At 62.6% G+C, this 17,324-nt stretch carries 13 protein-coding genes; 8 read left to right on the top strand and 5 right to left on the bottom strand.

What is annotated here, in order from left to right:
• The first annotated feature begins 269 nt into the window (after nucleotides 1–269).
• Entirely contained in the window at nucleotides 270–1,577 is a 1,308-nt protein-coding gene (locus L2I41_RS15345) for a TolB family protein (protein ID WP_237154451.1), read from the top strand.
• Between the two features lie 71 nt (nucleotides 1,578–1,648).
• On the opposite strand, the gene L2I41_RS15350 is transcribed toward L2I41_RS15345, so the two are convergent.
• The 3 genes from L2I41_RS15350 to L2I41_RS15360 all read right to left on the bottom strand — a co-directional run bounded on the left by L2I41_RS15350 (nucleotide 1,649) and on the right by L2I41_RS15360 (nucleotide 6,845).
• Complete coding sequence (locus L2I41_RS15350; protein ID WP_237154452.1) at nucleotides 1,649–3,163, bottom strand: DEAD/DEAH box helicase; 1,515 nt, start codon at nucleotides 3,161–3,163, stop codon at nucleotides 1,649–1,651.
• A 294-nt stretch (nucleotides 3,164–3,457) separates the two neighbouring features.
• The gene (locus tag L2I41_RS15355) at nucleotides 3,458–6,028 is read right to left on the bottom strand and encodes a cation-translocating P-type ATPase (RefSeq protein WP_237154453.1); all 2,571 of its coding nucleotides are present in this window, start codon (nucleotides 6,026–6,028) and stop codon (nucleotides 3,458–3,460) included.
• 382 nt (nucleotides 6,029–6,410) lie between these two features.
• A complete protein-coding gene (locus L2I41_RS15360; RefSeq protein WP_237154454.1) occupies nucleotides 6,411–6,845 on the bottom strand; it encodes a MarR family winged helix-turn-helix transcriptional regulator in 435 nt (144 codons plus the stop codon).
• A 144-nt stretch (nucleotides 6,846–6,989) separates the two neighbouring features.
• On the opposite strand from L2I41_RS15360, the gene L2I41_RS15365 reads away from it, so the two are divergent.
• The 4 genes from L2I41_RS15365 (at nucleotide 6,990) to L2I41_RS15380 (ending at nucleotide 11,295) form a co-directional block, all read left to right on the top strand.
• Nucleotides 6,990–7,412, top strand: coding sequence for an organic hydroperoxide resistance protein (locus L2I41_RS15365; protein WP_237154455.1), 423 nt, complete (start codon nucleotides 6,990–6,992; stop codon nucleotides 7,410–7,412).
• A 233-nt stretch (nucleotides 7,413–7,645) separates the two neighbouring features.
• Complete coding sequence (locus L2I41_RS15370) at nucleotides 7,646–8,161, top strand: hypothetical protein (RefSeq protein WP_237154456.1); 516 nt, start codon at nucleotides 7,646–7,648, stop codon at nucleotides 8,159–8,161.
• Nucleotides 8,162–8,691: 530 nt separating this feature from the next.
• Nucleotides 8,692–10,146: a siroheme synthase CysG gene (cysG, locus tag L2I41_RS15375; protein ID WP_237154457.1), complete on the top strand. Its 1,455-nt coding sequence runs from the start codon at nucleotides 8,692–8,694 to the stop codon at nucleotides 10,144–10,146.
• A 90-nt stretch (nucleotides 10,147–10,236) separates the two neighbouring features.
• Entirely contained in the window at nucleotides 10,237–11,295 is a 1,059-nt protein-coding gene (locus tag L2I41_RS15380; protein WP_237154458.1) for a M14 family metallopeptidase, read from the top strand.
• 39 nt (nucleotides 11,296–11,334) lie between these two features.
• On the opposite strand, the gene L2I41_RS15385 is transcribed toward L2I41_RS15380, so the two are convergent.
• Nucleotides 11,335–12,255, bottom strand: a complete 921-nt coding sequence (locus L2I41_RS15385; protein WP_237154459.1) for a LysR family transcriptional regulator — start codon at nucleotides 12,253–12,255, stop codon at nucleotides 11,335–11,337.
• Nucleotides 12,256–12,667: 412 nt separating this feature from the next.
• Here L2I41_RS15385 and folD point away from each other — a divergent pair, with 412 nt between their 5' ends.
• Together folD and fae are read left to right on the top strand one after the other, a co-directional pair.
• Complete coding sequence (gene folD / locus L2I41_RS15390) at nucleotides 12,668–13,537, top strand: bifunctional methylenetetrahydrofolate dehydrogenase/methenyltetrahydrofolate cyclohydrolase FolD (protein WP_237154460.1); 870 nt, start codon at nucleotides 12,668–12,670, stop codon at nucleotides 13,535–13,537.
• Nucleotides 13,538–13,637: 100 nt separating this feature from the next.
• Nucleotides 13,638–14,177: a formaldehyde-activating enzyme gene (gene fae, locus L2I41_RS15395; RefSeq protein WP_237154461.1), complete on the top strand. Its 540-nt coding sequence runs from the start codon at nucleotides 13,638–13,640 to the stop codon at nucleotides 14,175–14,177.
• A gap of 183 nt (nucleotides 14,178–14,360) precedes the next feature.
• Here fae and L2I41_RS15400 read toward each other — a convergent pair whose 3' ends face one another.
• Nucleotides 14,361–15,572 (bottom strand): TIGR03862 family flavoprotein, encoded by a 1,212-nt coding sequence (locus L2I41_RS15400; protein WP_237154462.1) that lies wholly within the window; start codon nucleotides 15,570–15,572, stop codon nucleotides 14,361–14,363.
• A gap of 429 nt (nucleotides 15,573–16,001) precedes the next feature.
• Here L2I41_RS15400 and L2I41_RS15405 point away from each other — a divergent pair, with 429 nt between their 5' ends.
• On the top strand, nucleotides 16,002–17,294 hold the full coding sequence (locus L2I41_RS15405; RefSeq protein ID WP_237154463.1) for a capsular polysaccharide export protein, LipB/KpsS family: 1,293 nt from the start codon (nucleotides 16,002–16,004) through the stop codon (nucleotides 17,292–17,294).
• The last annotated feature ends 30 nt before the right edge of the window (nucleotides 17,295–17,324 follow it).

The raw sequence follows: 17,324 nt of genomic DNA on the forward strand, positions 1-17,324 counted from the left end.
TAGCTCCTGCCGGGCTGTGGCAATGTGCGGCTGTCGGCAGGGAACGCGAGGCAAGATGGCCACTTTGCTAAAACCGGTCTCATGGCTATTGTCGTGAACATGCCGCCGGTTCCTGCAGACAGGGACTTTGCAGGCAAAGGTGAACCGAGCGTGGTCGGCCGCAAGATTTCCGTGGCCCAGTTGGTGTGCCCTGGTTGGGGGCTATTTCCGTGCCGGCGACGGAGAGTTATCGTCGGCGAAAATGTTGCCATTGTTGGGGAGTGATTGCGATGCAAGCGATTTCGGCGGCAGCAAGAGCCGGCCTCGTCCTGTCCTTTCTTGTGAGTTCCTGTGGCATTGTGGCGGCGGCGAGCCCGGTCGCATCGGTCGTGCGGGTCTCGACCAAGGCGAATGGCGGGCAGGTGTTCGCCGAGAGCCAGAGCCCGAAGATCTCGCCTGACGGCAAACAGGTCGTGTTTTCCAGTCTGGCGTCCAACCTGGTGGCCGGCGACACGAACGGGCGCTCGGACATCTTTCTGAAGACATTGTCGAACAATGCCATCAAGCTGATCTCGACCAGTTCGGCCGGCGTAAAGGGCAACAACTCGAGCTACGGCCCCGTGTTCTCGCCAGACGGCAAGAAGGTGGCCTTCTACAGCTTTGCCCGCAACTTCGATGGCGGCAAGAACCCGCTCTTCATCGAGGATGTCTATGTGAAGGATCTGGTGTCGGGCAAGCTGACGCTTGTGTCCAAATCCAAGTCGGGCGTGCCGGGCAATGACGACAGCATCTACCCGGTGTTTACGCCGGATGGGAAGAGCATCCTGTTCCAGAGCAAGGCGTCCAATCTGGTGCCGAATGACACCAACGGCGTGTCGGACATCTTCATAAAGTCGCTGACGACGGGAAGCATCAGCCGGCTTTCGACGACGCTGGCGGATGGGCAGTTGAACGGGCCGAGCTTTCAGGTGCGCATGGCGCCGAGCGGGGTGCGGTTCATGTATAGCTCGCAGGCCAGCAACTTGTTCAACGGCGATACGAGCGGCACCGACATCTTTCTTTATGATGGGCCGAGTGACAACCTCTACCTCGTGTCGTCCAATTCGGCCGGTCAGCAAGCCAACAGCGACTGCAACCTTCCGGAGTTCTCGCCGGACAGCAATTGGGTGGTGTTCGAGAGCAACTCGACCAATCTCGTGTCGACGCCGACGGGCGGCATGCACCAGATCTTCCTCAAGAGTTTGACGACCGGCAAGGTGACGCTGATCTCGGCGAGCAAGACGGGTGCCGCCGGCAATGCCAACAGCGATCACGCGCGCTTTTCGCCGGACGGCAAGAGCGTGATCTTCGAGTCCGTATCAAGCAATCTCGTCGCCGGCGACAGCAATCAGAAGACCGACATCTTCATCAAGACGATCTCCACCGGGGCGATCACGCGGGTCTCCGTGGCGGCCTCGGGCTTGCAGAGCAACGATCACAGCTCCAACCCCATGTTCGGGCCGAATGCCAAGATGATCGCCTATGCCAGTAAGGCGACCAAGCTGGTGAGTGGCGACAGCAACTCGGTGCAGGACGTCTTCGTTGCCAAGCTGAAGTAAGGCGGCGGGCAGCAAAAAGGCCGCCTTGCGGGGCGGCCTTCGTGTCTTGATGCAAGATCAGAAGTCAGAAGTCAGACTTCCTGACGGCGCTGACCGTTGCCGCCATTGCGCTGCGGGCGACGGCTGTCGCCCTGCGGACGGGCGGCCGCCTGCGGGCGGGTCGGCTTTTCACGGCCGCCGGCGAGGAAGCCGACGCGGCCGAGGGTTTCTTCCTGGGCGCCGTTGTCACGGTGCTGCGGCCGCGCGGTCTGGGGCTTGGCGGCGGGCTTGCCGCCGGCAGCCGCGGGGCGGCTTTCGGGGCGCTTGCCGGGATGATGATGACCGTCCTTGGCGCCCTGGGCGCCGCTGGGGCGATGGTGACGCTGCTGGTTGCCGCGCGGATTGCGGCGGTCACCGCGCTCTGCGCGATCCTCGTCGTCACCGCCCGCGTCGCGGTCGGAGCGCGGGGACAGGGCGATGGTGCCACGGCGATCCTCGGCGGGGATCTTCTGACGCGTGACCTTCTCGATGTCCTTGAGGTAATCGCGCTCGTCGTCCCCGCAGAAGGAGATGGCGATGCCCGACTTGCCGGCGCGCGCGGTGCGGCCGATGCGGTGCACGTAGCTCTCGGGGATGTTGGGCAGGTCGTAGTTGATCACGTGGCTGACGCCGGAGACGTCGATGCCGCGGGCGGCGATGTCGGTTGCGACCAGAATGGGCGTCGAGCCGGCCTTGAAGGAGGCGAGAGCCTTCTCGCGCTGGGCCTGGCTCTTGTTGCCATGAATGGCCGAGGCCTCGACACCGTCCTGGCCGAGCTGGCGGACGACACGATCGGCGCCATGCTTGGTACGGGTGAAGATCAGGGCGCGTTCGGGCTTCTCGGCGACGATGACGTCGAGCAGCAGGCGGCGCTTGGCGGCGGTCTCCACGTGGATGACGCGCTGTTCGACGCGCTCGGCCGTGGTGGCCTCCGGGGTGACCTTGACGGTGATCGGGTTGAACAGAAGCTCACCGGCGAGACCGGCGATTTCCTTGGGCATGGTGGCTGAGAAGAAGAGCGTCTGGCGCAGCTTGGGCAGCTCCTTGACGATCTTGCGCACCGGCTGGACGAAGCCCATGTCGAGCATCTGATCGGCTTCGTCGAGCACGAAGATCTCGGTCTCGTGCAGCGTGACCATGCCGGCGAGCATGTGGTCGATCAGGCGGCCCGGGGTGGCGACGAGGATGTCGACGCCGCGCTTCAGGCGATCTTCCTGCGGGCGATGACCGACGCCACCGAACACCACGGCGATCGTCATGTGGTTCATGTAGCGCGAATAGGTCTTGAAGCTCTCGGCAATCTGGGTGGCCAGTTCGCGGGTCGGCGACAGGATGAGGGCGCGCACGCGGCGGGGCGCAGCCGGCTTGCCGGGGGCGAGGCGCTGCAGGATCGGCAGCGCGAAGGCGGCGGTCTTGCCAGTGCCGGTCTGGGCGATACCCAGGAGGTCGCGGCCCTTCATGAGCTCGGGAATGGCCTGGGACTGGATCGGGGTGGGGGTGGTGTAGTTGGCGTCGACGAGGGCGCGGGTCAGCGTTTCGCTGAGGCCGAAATCGGAAAAGGACGTCAAGTGAGGGTCTTTCAATAAACAAGCTTGGCCGCCGGCGGTTGAGCCGGTGCGCTTCGCGGAGCAACCAGCCCCGCGTGATCATGGGCCAATTATCTTGGGAAACCGGTCTGTCGGGGCTTCAAGCCCGTGCTTCACGCGACCGGAGAACAGGGGCAGCAAAGGCCCTTGTGCGAGGGGGTATGGATTGTTGCGGTGCAAAAGTCAAGTCTTTCCTGGCGCCAGGGGTGTGGTTGCCCCGCCTGAGCCCGTCACCTTTGCCTGGTGTCGGGCTGAAATGGACCACGAGGGCGGGCTTTATGGCGCGCTGGAAACAGGCCTGTCGGAAGGCTGCCAGCGGGCGCGGACCAGTGGCTTCAGGTATTCGAGGATCAGCAGCAACGCGATACCGGCCCCACCGGCCACGGCGAGGTCGACGGCATGAAGCGGTCCGAAACGGAAAAGGCTCCGGACAAACGGCCAGTAGAGCGTCGCGGCCAGCATCAGCGCCACGGACGCGAGCACGACGGCGAGGGTGCGGTTGGGCTGGCGCAGTGCGGTGAGCACTGATGCGCTGAAGGAGCGGCCAACAAAGATCAGGCTGATGATGACGAAGACGAGCGAGACGAAAGTGACGGCGCGGACTTCGTCGTCCGGCATGCCGCGACGCAGGGACAGGAGATAGATGGCCGCGACGACGGCAAATCCCATCAGGCCTTGAAGCAGCCCCCAGACCACCAATGCCGGTGAAAACAGCGGCTCGCTGGGGTTTCGCGGTGGGCGGGCCATGACGTCTTCTTCTTCCGCTTCGGCTTCGAACACGAGAGAGCAGACCGGATCGATGATCATTTCCAGGAAGGCGATGTGCATGGGACCGAACAGGATCGGCAAGCCGAAGACCAGCGGCAACAGGGCAAGGCCCGCGATCGGCACATGTACCGCCAGAATGAAGCCCATCGCCTTGACGAGATTGTCGTAGATGCGGCGGCCAAGGCGCACGGCATGGACGATCGAACCAAAGTCGTCGTCAAGGAGCACGATCGAAGCGGCCTCGCGGGCGACGTCCGAGCCGCGTCCTCCCATTGCGATGCCAATGTGTGCCGCCTTGAGCGAGGGCGCGTCGTTGACCCCATCGCCGGTCATGGCAACGACTTCGCCGCCGGTCTTGAAGGCTTCGACGATCCGAAGTTTCTGTTCGGGCATGATGCGAGCAAAAACAGTCGCCGACCGCACGCGTCTGGCGAGGGATGCATCGTCCATAAGGCCAAGCTCGATGCCTGTCACCACGTCTGCGCAGTCTATGCCGGCCTCGGTCGCGATGGCCCGCGCGGTGGTCGGATAGTCGCCGGTGATCATCACCACGGATATACCGGCCGAGCGGCATTGGGCGACTGCAGCCGGCACGCTGGCACGCAAGGCGTCGGCGAGGCCCACCAGGCCCAGGAATTCGAAGGCGAAGCCAAGTTGGTCCGCCGGCCATGGTTCGCTGGCGATCGCGCGCGCAAGCCCGAGAACCCGCAAGCCCTTTGCCGCCATGCCATCGGCCTCCACCTTCAGGGCAGCAAGCGCAGCCTCATCGAGGTGGCATAGCCTTCCGATCGCCTCGGGAGCGCCCTTGGCGGCGGCCAGCATGCTGGATCCTGTGTCGTCCGCCGCCCAGACGTTGGTCATGGCCAGGAGATCTGGACACAGTCCGTATTCGTGCACGAGGTGGCGTGGCGTCGACACAGTGGCAGGTGGTTGAGTTCCATTGAGGTCATGGAAGGCCTTTTCCATCGGGTCGGTGGGCATCTGGGCGCTGGCGAGGACGCCCACATCGACAAGCGTTCGAAAGGCTTGCGCAAGGTTGGGGTTGGCAGACGTACTGCGTCCGTCCGGCAGGCGAAGTTCGGCGATCGCCATGCGGTTTTCGGTCAGAGTGCCAGTCTTGTCGGTGCAAAGGACGGTTGCCGAGCCCAGCGTTTCGATTGCGGCTGCACGTCGTGTGAGGACGCGCGCCTGCGAAATCCGCCATGCGCCCATCGCCATGAAGACGGCCAGCACCAGCGGAAATTCCTCGGGCAACATCGACATACCCAAGGCAATGGCGGCGAGCAGGCCGTCGAGCCACCCGCCGCGCAGGGTCCCGTAAAGCACGAAGGCCAAAATGGTGATGCCGCCGCCGATCAGGGCGAAGGTCCGCACCAGTCGCCCGGTCTGGGCCTGGAGGCGTGGGGACTCGGTCGCCAAGGATTGCAAGGACATCCCGATCTTGCCGATTTCACTTTGTGCTCCGATCGCCGTGACCTCCCCCAGTCCGGTTCCGCGCACCACCAAAGTGCCGGAAAAGACACGGACCACGGCGTCGTCCTCGGCTGCATGCCCGGAGGGGCTGTCCCCTGTGCCACGGGCGAGTTTGGTGACGGGAACGGACTCGCCCGTGAGAAGGGACTCGTCAGTCTGAAGATCGTGGCACTCAAGAAGAAGGGCGTCAGCGGGGACGCGGTCGCCTTCAATCAGCACCACAAGATCCCCACGGACCACGTCGCGTCCGGCAATGCGTCGCCGCTGCCCGGCCCGGATCACCATGGCGCGGGGACTGGTCAGGTCTCGCAGGGCCTCAAGCACGCGTTCAGTCCGACTTTCCTGGACAACCGTGATCGCCACCGAGAGGGTGGCGAAGGCCAGCAGGACGAGGGCTTCCGTCAGGTCGCCAAGCAAGAGATAGACACAGCCGCCGCCAAGGAGCAGAGCCAGCATCGGCTCGCGCAGGACTTCGAATACAATGCGCAGGGGCGTGCGCCGCTTTGCCCTCGGCAACTCGTTGAAGCCTTCCGAGGCCGAGCGCCGCGCCGCTTCCTCATCCGACAACCCCTCGGCAGCGGCCGGTGGTAACGTCATGTAGGTCATTGTCATGTTCCGCAGACCGGAGACAGGGGGACGCTTTGGCTATGCCCGACGCATGAAGGGGATTTCTACAGATCGGCCATCGGATCGACAAACGCTCCGAGCCTTGAAGTTCATGCATTTCCGGACGCAGAACCGCTTCAGACTTTTGCTGGAAATGCTCCAGGCTGCGAACGCCGCTACAGCCGGGAGCGTGCGATCACCGCAGATAACTTGCTCACGCAATGGTTGGCTGTAAAGCTTCGGAAATTACATAAGACATTCGCTATGGGTCGAAGAAAGAGGGGGCTGAAAGCGTCGCTTGGTTGGGCGGCTTGCGGCGACCCTCGTCGCCTATGCACGCGGTGCCTGGTCCCATGTGTCGAGCATGTTGCAAGAGCCGTGTTCAGGTCACCTGCCCAAGTCGCGCTCTCAGCTCGTTCAGGCGTTCGCGCAGCTCGCCGATTTCTTCCAGCGAGCAGCCCATGGCCTTGCCCATTTCCTGAGGGATGCAGACGGCCTTGGCCTTGAGGGCCTGACCGGCGGCGGTCAGCGCGACCCTGACCTGGCGTTCGTCCTTGTCGGAGCGGCGGCGGGTGACGTAGCCGGCAGCTTCCAGGCGCTTGAGGAGCGGGGTGAGGGTGCCGGAATCGATGAGCAGGCGGGCGCCGATGTCGGAGACGGTGAGGTCATCCTGCTCCCAGAGCACCAGAAGTGTCAGATATTGCGGATAGGTGAGGCCGAGCGGATCGAGCAGCGGACGATAGGCGCGCGCGATGGCATGCGCCGTCGAATGGACGGCGAAGCAGAGCTGATTGTCGAGTTTCAGATCGTCGGACATGATAGGGTCACCTTTGCAGGTGCAAGATAAGGGTGTGGTCGGTCCAAAGCGACGGCGCTGAGGGGTGATCACGGAAAAGTGAATTTCAAAAAATCAAATTGTGAGCAATACAATTGCGTACGAACAAACGAAGGGAGTTCAGCCATGAAAGTGCTTTATACCGCTCACGCCACCACCACCGGCGGCCGCACCGGGTCCTCGAAGTCTGATGACGGTCGTCTCGACCTGACGCTGTCGACGCCGAAGGAATTGGGTGGCGACGGCGGCGCCGGTACCAATCCCGAGCAGCTGTTCGCCGTGGGCTATTCGGCCTGCTTCATGGGCGCGCTGAAGTTCGTGGCCTCCAAGGAAAAGGTGACCATTCCGGCCGACGCCACCATCACCGGCAATGTGGGCATCGGAGCGCGTGACGATGGCACCGGCTTCGGCATCACCGTTGCGCTCGACATCAACGTGCCCGGCGTCGACAAGGCCGTGGTCGAGGATCTGGTGCAGAAGGCGCATATCGTTTGCCCCTACAGCCACGCGACGCGCGGCAACATCGACGTGACGCTGACCGTCAAGTAAGTGCGGCCTACCCGGTTTCGTTGCGACGGCCCGGTGTTCCCAAGTGGAACGCCGGGCCGTCTCGTTTTTTCTACTTCAATTCGAGTAATTTTTCTGAATTTCAGCTTGACGCGCGGTCTTCATTTTGTATATATTTTGAGTTGAATCAATTGTTATGGCTAGTTTCGCCCTATTTGTGTTGTCTGTGTCTCTATTTTTTGATGTATAAACTATGTAATTCGCTGGGGGTGGCTATGCTGCGATTTACGTCTGCGATCGAGAGATCTTTGCTAACGGAAAATTGGTATTCCGCCTTGGCAATGTCTTTGTTGCTTCCAGATATCTGCGGTAAAATTGATAATCCGAGCCTCTCCTCCACCAAACGTTACGTGAGGTGGTATGAGCACTGGCTTCAACCATTGTACACTGTCGGTGGGGGCGACGTGATGCTCTCTGGGGCTGATTGTTATGCCTTAAGGTGCTCGTTGATGCACGAAGGTAGCGGAAACGTTGAAAAGCAGCCTGTAGCTGAAAGGGTCGGTAAGTTTGTTTTTTGCAAACCAGCCCGCGGTTTGATAATTCACTGCAACTCTATAGACGATATTCTGCAGCTTCAGGTGGATATATTTGCTAATGATATGTGTGCTGCGGTTAAGGCTTGGCACGTGTCTGCAGCGCAGGATCCCATCCGTAAGGCGGCGATGACCGAACTTCTCCCCATTCATGACCCTCGGGAAGGGATTCCAGGGCTAGTTTCATTTGGCGATTAGCTAGTGGATATCCACTAGACGTTCGGTCTGCTGCCCAACGTAAGGGCCAAGAGACGCTTTGCTGCCTAAATCATGTGCGTCTTTGCGGAGTGGTCGGTGGATTTGCAGGTGGGTTTGCCGATGGGGCGGCGAAAATCACGGCTTCGTGAAGTTGGCACGAGGTCTGCATTGATATGTCCCGAGTGGGCCGACGAAGGCGCACCTTCCAAGGGAACGATAGCTCGATCACGAGCATCATGTGTGACGCCGCCAAGCAGCACCGCCGGATTGTCCGGGCAGCGTGCGCTTCGGCGGCGTTTCCATTTCTCGGCCTTCGAGCATTCCCGGTGAATTTTGAGGCGCGTTGGTGCGGCGGGCAAAATCCGTTCGCTTGGAGGTCCGATGCCGCAAGGCAAATTCCTGTTGCGGGGCGTCGGGAGGATCAAAATTCTTCGGCCGGTGCGGCGCACGTGGCATAATCAGACCAAATGGGCCTTGAAGGTCAGGGCTATCCGTGCAACCTGCCGCCCGCCAACCCGGAGACCCAGGCCATGTCGAGCGAGCCTCGCACCCCGAGAGATGCCGCGCCGCAGCGCATGACGCCGCTCGCCAAGCTGCCGCTGTTCATGGACCTCAGAGGCAAGCGGGTGGCGGTGGCCGGCGACACGGCCGGGATTGCCTGGAAGGCGGAGCTGCTGGGAGCGGCCGGAGCGGAGGTGTCGATCTTCTGCCGCGCGCCGGATGTCGAGATCCTCGAACTCATCAAGCGGGGCGTCGCGCCGGGGCGATTGGAGCTGAGGCTTGAGCCCTGGACGGCGGCCGATCTCGAGGGCGCGGTGCTCGCCCTGATCGACAGCGACGACGAGGTGGAGATCGAGGCTTTTCGGACTGCCGCCAAGGCTGCCGGAGCGCTCGCCAATGTCGTCGACAAGCCCGAGAAATGCGACGTGCAGTTCGGCTCCATCGTCAACCGGTCGCCGGTGGTGGTTGCCATCTCCACCGATGGTACCGCGCCGGTGCTGGGGCAGGCGATCCGCCGCAAGATCGAGACATTGCTGCCGCCGGCGATCGCCGACTGGGGGCGGCTGGCGCGGCGCATTCGCCATGAGGTGACCGAGCGACTGGCGCCGGGCGCGGCGCGGCGCGGATTCTGGGACGCCTTTGCCGAGCGTGCCTTCGGGCTACCGCCGGGGCCGGGCGAGGAACAGGATCTGATCGGCCTGATCGGCCAGAGCAGTCGCCCCACCGGCAAGGTGATCCTGGTGGGCGCCGGCCCCGGGGACGCCGATCTGCTGACGCTGAAGGCGGTGCGGGCGCTGCAGTCGGCCGACGTGATCCTGTTCGATGATCTGGTGTCGCCGGAGGTGCTGGAACTTGGCCGGCGTGAAGCCCGACGCATCATGGTGGGCAAGCGCGGCGGGCGGCAATCGTGCAAGCAAGAAGACATCAACGACCTGATGGTGTCGCTGGCGCGCGAAGGGCAGCGCGTGGTGCGCCTCAAGGCCGGCGATCCCATGGTGTTCGGTCGGGCCGGCGAGGAGATCGCGCGGCTCAAGGCAGAGGACATCGTGGTGGAAGTGGTGCCGGGCATTTCGGCTGGCATCGCTCTCGCCTCGGCACTCGGGGTGTCGCTCACCCATCGCGACGCTTCGCATTCCCTGCGCTTCGTGACCGGGCACGCCAAGAGCGGCGAACTCGACGAGAGCCTCGACTGGAAGGGCCTCGCCGACCCGGATACGACGCTGATCGTCTACATGGGCGGGCGCACCTCGGGCGAGATAGCGGCGCGGCTGATTGCCGAGGGGCTGCCGGCCGAGACGCCGGTGGTGCTGGGCTATGCCATCGGGCAGGCGGAGCAGCATGTGGTGCCGCTCAGCCTGTCGGCGCTGCTCGACGGCACGGCGGTGACGCCGGGATTGCCGGTGGTGATCGGCATCGGCAAGGTGTTCGAGGCGGCGCAGGCAACATCGGGGCAAGAGGCGCCGGCTCGGATGGAAAGCGTCTGAACCCGGTTTCGCTGGTGGAAATGCAGTGATAGGTCTTGTCGTCGAACCCGTTCGCAGAGACGGGCCGCGCCAAGCTTATCGGATTGCTTCATGGACAAGATCATCGAGACCATTCCGGGTGATACGCCCGGCCAAGACTATCGCTTCACCGTTCTGAAGTTCAAAGGCAGTGATCCCGCGGCGCAGACCGCCTATCTGCAGGCGGCGCTGCATGGCAACGAGCTGCCGGGCGTGGCCGCATTGCATGTGCTGATCCCGCTGCTGGAGGCGGCGGAGCGCGAAGGTCGGCTCAAGGGCACCGTGACCGTGGTGCCCTATGCCAACCCCATCGGCCTCGGCCAGCATGTGTGGGAGGACCACCAGGGGCGCTTTTCCTTCACCAGCCGGGTGAACTTCAATCGTGACTTCCAGATGCTGGAGCGGCCGGATGCGTCGCTGGTGACCGACGATCATCCGGGCGAGATCGCCGAGAAGCGGCTCAAGGCCAAGCTGCTCAAGCTGTCCGTCGGCCATGATCTCGTGCTGGACCTGCATTGCGACGACCAGTCGCTGTCCTATCTCTATGTGCCGGCGGCGGTGTGGCCGCACATGTCGGATCTGGCCACCTGCCTCGGCTCGGAGGCGGTGCTGGTGTTCGAGGGCAACACCGACGGCTCCTTCGACAGTGCGTCGATCCAGCCCTATCTCAATGCACCGCCTGAGGTGGCGAAGTTCGAGAAACGCGCCGTGACGACGGTGGAGTTCCGCGGCATTTCCGATGTCAGTCCGGCGATGGCGCGGGTGGACGGTGAAGGGCTGTATCGGTTCCTGGTCGGGCGCGGCGTGGTGGCGGATGCGAGCGTCAGCCCGGTTGCGCCTTATGCGGGCGTCGCGGTGCCGCAGGACAATGTGGTGATGGTGCGGGCGCCGGTGGCCGGCGTGATCCTCTACCATGCGGAGCTTGGGGCCACGGTGAAGGCCGGCGACCTGCTCGCGACCATCGTGACCGTGCCGGGCGAAGCGGGTGGTTCGACGGACGTGTTCGCCGAGCAGGGCGGCTTCGTCTTCACGCGCCGCTCGCATCGTTTCACGCGGCTCGGCGATGACCTGATGAAGATCGCCAGCCCCGAACGCTGGGCCGGGGCCAAGGAAGGCGCGCTCGAATCGTGACGCATAACCGACTGTCGTCTTCGGTGACAGTCGGCCTGTTCAGACAAGTGGCTGGCCGGTTCGAAGATGCTGCTCGAGCTTGGCCGCCATTTCGATCACCAAGGTGATCAGCGTGGGCATGGGGCTGCGGTCGAGCGCGACGAGGCCGACCGAATGCTCGATCAACGGCTCGCGCATGGGGATGGCGACAAGATCCGAGCCGGGGCCGAGGATCGACTGGATATACTCCGGCATGACCGCGGCAAGGCCGGTGTCGCGCACGCTGGCGCAAAGATTCATGATGGAGTTGGTCTCGACCTTGATGGCCGGGATCGCGTTGACGCTGTGGAAGGTGCGATCGATGATGCGCCGGTTCTGCATGTTCTGCGTGAGCAGCGCCAGCGGATGGTTGGCCGCGTCGGACCAGGAGATGGACTTGAGCGCGGCGAGCGGATCGTCGGCGGCGACGAACAGGCAATAGCGCTCGCGATAGACTGGACGGGCGATGACACCGTGGATCGGCTCGTTGTCGAGATAGGTGATGCCGACGTCGGACGAATAGTCTTCGAGCGCCTTCTGCACCTCGTCGGACGTGCCCGAGAGCACCACCAGGTCCACATTGGGATGGGTGGCCCGCATGATCTTGGACAACAGGCCGGCGATGGGCAGGGCCGAGGGAATGACCGAAATGGTGAGGCGGCCGGAGACGCCGCCTTCGCTCTCCTTGAGGCGGCCGATGTCCTGGCGCATGGCGGACCAGTTGTCGAGGATCACCTGCGCCCATTTCAGGACGCGCATGCCGTCCTCGGTGAAGCCGTGGAAGCGCTGGCCTCGCTCGACGATGGCAACGCCGAGTTCTTCCTCCAGCTGGCGGATGCGCTCCGACAGGGTGGGCTGGGTGACGTGGCAGGCCTGGGCGGCGCGGGTGAAGTGCTTCTCGCGGGCGAGAGCTGCCAGGTATTGCAGCTGCCGGATGTCCATGATGGGCGAATCCAACTCCTCAATCGGTATTGTCTATCAAGCGATGTCGTGGTGCGCTTGGCAAGGCAAATGTCGCGTTGATCCTCGCACCTGGCTTATCCCTTCGCATAAGATGCGTTCATGCCGCTGGCTGGCGTCAGAAGATCAGAAAATGCGTGGTGCTTGAAAGGAATAAATGGGGCGAACGTTTCAGGAAATCTGAGTGTGACTTCGGAAAATCTGAATACTATTGTCCGCTTGTGCGGCGCGTTGCCTCGGGGGACGGATTTTCTGGTGACAGGCCTTTCGCAGTTTGCCAAAGATCGACGAAAGCGGCCACGGCTGCAAAGAATTTGACTTGCTAAAACGATCTCGACTTGCAAGCTGCGAGCGATCCAGCTAGCGCAGGATCATTCCAACCAGGGATTTGCCCATGACCGCACAGATCATCGACGGCTTTGCCGTTGCCGCCAGCCTTCGCAAGGATATCGCTACCCGTGCCGCCGAGATGAAGGCCGCGCATGGCGTGGTGCCCGGCCTTGCCGTGATCCTGGTGGGCGAGGACCCGGCCAGTCAGGTCTATGTGCGCAACAAGCTGCTGGCGACCGCCGAATGCGGCGTGAAGAGCCTGGAGTACAAGCTGCCGGTGACCACCTCGGAGGCGGAGGTTCTGGAACTGGTCGCGAGCCTCAACGCCAATCCCGAGGTTCACGGCATCCTGGTGCAGCTGCCGCTGCCCAAGCAGATCAATGCCGACAAGGTGCTGGGTCTCATCGATCCCGACAAGGACGTGGACGGCTTCCACCCGATGAACGCCGGCCGCCTGTCGGTGGGGCTGCCGGGCTTCGTGCCCTGCACCCCGCGCGGCTCGCAGATCCTGATCGACGCGGTGCTGCCGGATCTCGCCGGCAAGCATGCGGTGGTGATCGGCCGGTCCAACATCGTCGGCAAGCCGATGGCGCAACTGCTGTTGCAGAAGAATGCCACGGTGACCATCGCCCATTCGAAGACGGCGGACCTGCCGGCGCTCTGCCGCACCGCCGACGTGCTGGTGGCTGCCGTCGGGCGGCCGCAGATGGTCAAGGGCAGTTGGGTCAAGCCGGGCGCCGTGGTGATCGACGTGGGCATCAACCGCATCGAGGTGGACGGCAAGGGCAAGCTGGTGGGCGACGTGGACTTTGCTTCCGCCGCCGAAGTGGCCGGCCACATCACGCCGGTGCCACGCGGCGTCGGTCCGATGACCATCGCCTGCCTGATGCTCAACACGCTGGATTCGGCGACGCGCGCCATCAAGGCTGGGTAATACCGACGCAGCCAGCAGAAATTCTTGATCATCGAGCCACGGCCCTGCACAAGCGCCGTGGCTTTGAGTATTTTGTTGCGGAAACAGAGGGGTGATTCCAATGAGCGATATCTGGTTCAAGACGGGTGAGGCGACCGTGTTTGCCGCCGAGGGGCAGGTGACCGATGCCATGCCGGAAGTGCTGATCGGTTCGGTGAAGGGGCCGGCCGGCCATGCCTTCGCCTCCATGATGGGGCAGGTGCAGGGCCATACCCGCATGTTCGTGGTGCGCGACTGCAACCAGATGGTCCGCCCGGCGACCATGATGACCACCAAGGCCACCATTCATTCGGCCGAATATGTGGAGCTGCTCGGCGGCGTGGTGCAGGCGGCGATCGGCGATGCCATCGTCGACTGCGTGGCCGAGCATGTCATTCCGGCGGCGATCGTCGAAGACATTTGCATGATCATCATGGTCTGGCTCGATCCGCGCTGCCCTGATGATCCGAACCTCGACAAGAAGGATCTGTACCGCACCAATTACGAAGCGACCAAGCTGGCGATCGCCCGGGCCATGCAGGACAAGCCGACGGTGGAAGAGCTGATCGCCAACCGCAAGACGATCAAGCATTACGCGCTCGACGGCATCATCGATTATTGATCGAGCGTTCCGCTTCCGATACTTGTCCTCGCCCGTTAGCGGGCGTGGGCACACGTCATACCAATTCTGCCCAAGATGCTGACGCATCGGCTCATTGAAGAGATTTCGAATTTCTCACCTGCATCAACGGCATGAGAAAGTCGAAAGCGGGATACCGAGAGTCATTTTCAATGACACTCGGTATCAGGTCTTGTCCGCGAGGCGGGCCAATATGCCTTTGGCGGCCGCCCGTCCCGTTGCAAGGCAGGCGGTGATCAGATAGCCGCCGGTGGGGGCTTCCCAATCAATCATCTCGCCGGCGACGAACAGGCCGGGGAGCTTCGTCAGGCTGTAGTCGGCGTCGACCTCGCCCCAGGCGATACCGCCGGCGACGGAGATGGCTTCCTCGACCGGGCGCGGGGAGACGAGCGGCAGCGGCAGCGCCTTGAGGGCGGCTGCGAGCGCTGGCGGGTCGGCGCGGGTGATCGGGGCGATCAGCAGCGAGGCGAGCGCGCCCTTGACGCCCTGCAGGCCGGTAGCCTTGCGCAAGCGATTGGAAAAGCTGGATTTCGGCGACTGCCGGGCGAGATCATCAGCGACGCGTTCGAGTGAACGGCCGGGCAGGAGATCGACCAGCAGGGTGGCGCTGCCGTCTCTTTCTATGGCGTCGCGCGAGGCTGCCGAATGGGCGTAGACGAGGCTGCCCTCGACGCCATTGCGGGAGACGACGAACTCGCCGGGCAGCGTGCCGGCGGCGGACGTGGCGGTGACCGACTTCACCCAGGCGCCGGCATGGCGCTCGGCGAAAGCCTCGGGCCAATGGGCGTTGAAGCCGCAATTGGCCGGCCGGAAGGCGTGGACGGCGACGCCGCGCTCGCGCAGCCAGGGCACCCAGGCGGCATCGGAGCCGAGACGGGGATAGCTGGCGCCGCCGAGCGCAATCAGGGTCGCGTCCGGACGAATCTCCTTGGGGCCGTCGGGGGCTGCGAACAGCAAGGCGTCGCCGGAGAAGCCGCACCAGCGATGGCGCGTCTCAAGCTGGACGCCCTGGGCGGCAAGCCGCTTGAGCCAGGCCCGCAGCAGCGGCGAAGCCTTCATCGAGGTGGGGAACACGCGTCCGGACGAGCCGACGAAGGTGTCGATGCCGAGCGAACCGGCCCAGCGGCGCAGATCGTCGGGCGTGAAGGCATCGAGCGCCGGTTTCAGGCGGGGGACCGCGGCGCCGTAACGCCCGATGAAGGTCTCGTAGTCCTCGGAATGGGTGAGGTTCAGCCCGCTCTTGCCGGCCAGAAGCAGCTTGCGCCCGATCGTCGGCATCGCTTCATAGAGCGTGACGGACACCCCGGCGGAAGAGAGCACTTCCGCCGCCATAAGGCCCGCCGGCCCGCCGCCAATGATGGCTACTTGTTTTTGCATGGATGCCGTGCCGATTCTGAATCTGCTGTGGAATGACACCTGACGGGTGTCGCCCCTATGTATTTTGGTACTGTTTGATAGCCACTGTATCCGGTTGGGTTGGCGTGGAGCAACCAGCGAACGCTCTTGACCCCCAGCTCTGCTCTGCTAGAGCATCCGTTAACTAGGTTGAATCAACCCGATCGAAAGCTGCGTCTCAAGGCAATGAATCTGATCCATCGATTATTGGTCAGATCGCGCAGTTTGATCAGCGAAGGCTCTGGTAATGACGAGGATTGGCGAGCAATACGACGCCAGAGGTATTGCATGTCGGTTGGTCGCGAGGTGTCATTGCAGCTGCTGTGCGCAGACAGCTCTTGATAGCTTGGTTTTGGACCGTGAGTGCAAGGATCCTGCTTCGATCGGGATTTTAGACGAGGGACTGGTGCGTTGACCGACATTCTACCTGATGCCAAGGATCCGTTTGTCAACGCCACCGTCTTCACTTTGCGTGTGAATCAGTGGAAGAGGCCTATTTTCGAGGCTTACTTTCCAACCGCACGGTTTGTTCATTTGCCGAGCGGTATAACCGGTCAGATGTTCACACGTGACTGGGCGTCGCGCATCGAGGCTGTGCAAGATGCAGTGCTGCTGCATTGGGGTGCGCGCGTTGACGGCGACATTGAGGCGTTCGCGACATTGCATGGGATTCCTCTCTGGCGCATCGAGGATGGCTTTATCCGCTCACTTGTCGGTAGGGCCAGCCGGACTCCCCCGCTGTCGTTAACGATCGACTCTGGAACGGCCTACTACGATGCCAGACGTCCCTCCGATCTCGAAGTACTTCTCAACAACTTCGAATGTTCGCCCGGCCTATTGAAGCGCGCCCGGGCGGGCATCGACCGATTGCTTGCCGCTGGCATCACCAAGTATAACGGTTCTGCTTCGTCGACTGGGCTGCCTCCGCGCGACGGGCGTCGCCGAATTCTCGTCCTTGGTCAAGTTGAGGAGGATCAGTCTATCGAGTTTGGCTGCGCAAGGCCCTGGGTCAACAATGACCTTGTACGTTTGGCAGCTTCTGACCACCCTGAAGCCGAAATCATCTATCGTCCGCACCCGGATGTGCTCGGCGGTATGCGCCGCCCCGGTTCCAATCCGGATGAGGTTGCAGATATCGCATACGTTTATACAGCTGCTGTTCCCCTGCCGACGCTACTTGATGAGGTTGATGCGGTTTACACCATTACGTCGCTTGGAGGCTTCGAGGCCTTGTTGCGCGGTTTGCCAGTCACCGTCACCGGCTCTCCCTTCTACTCTGGGTGGGGGCTTACAGACGATCGACAGTCTAATCCACGTCGCAAGCGTCGGCGGACAGTCGAAGAGCTGTTCGCTATTGCTTACATCGTCTATCCACATTACTTTGATGCGTCAACTGGAGATCGGATAGACTTCGAGCGTTGCCTAAATCTTGTTGAAACTTGGCGCTGTGGTTCCGTGCCCGCTAAGGCGACGGACATTGATCTTTGGAGAAAGCCTGTTCAATGGCGTTGGTTTGGTCCCTATGGGGTGCTTGGGTGGCGACATCTGCTGACGCCAATAGTTGCGCCTATTGTAAGGCATATCGGCGGCGTCGAGGCCGCGTCCGCCTTTCGCAACAATCCGATCGATTTTTTTCGTGATGTCAGCGGGCCAAATTTCAGGCTCTATCGTTGGATCGGTCGTATTCTATATCCGTTCGGCTGAAGGGCTCAAGCTGCCTAACTTTTTGTAGGA

The sequence above is a fragment of the Oryzibacter oryziterrae genome, from assembly GCF_021864535.1.
Taxonomy (GTDB): Bacteria; Pseudomonadota; Alphaproteobacteria; order Rhizobiales; family Pleomorphomonadaceae; genus Pleomorphomonas; species Pleomorphomonas oryziterrae.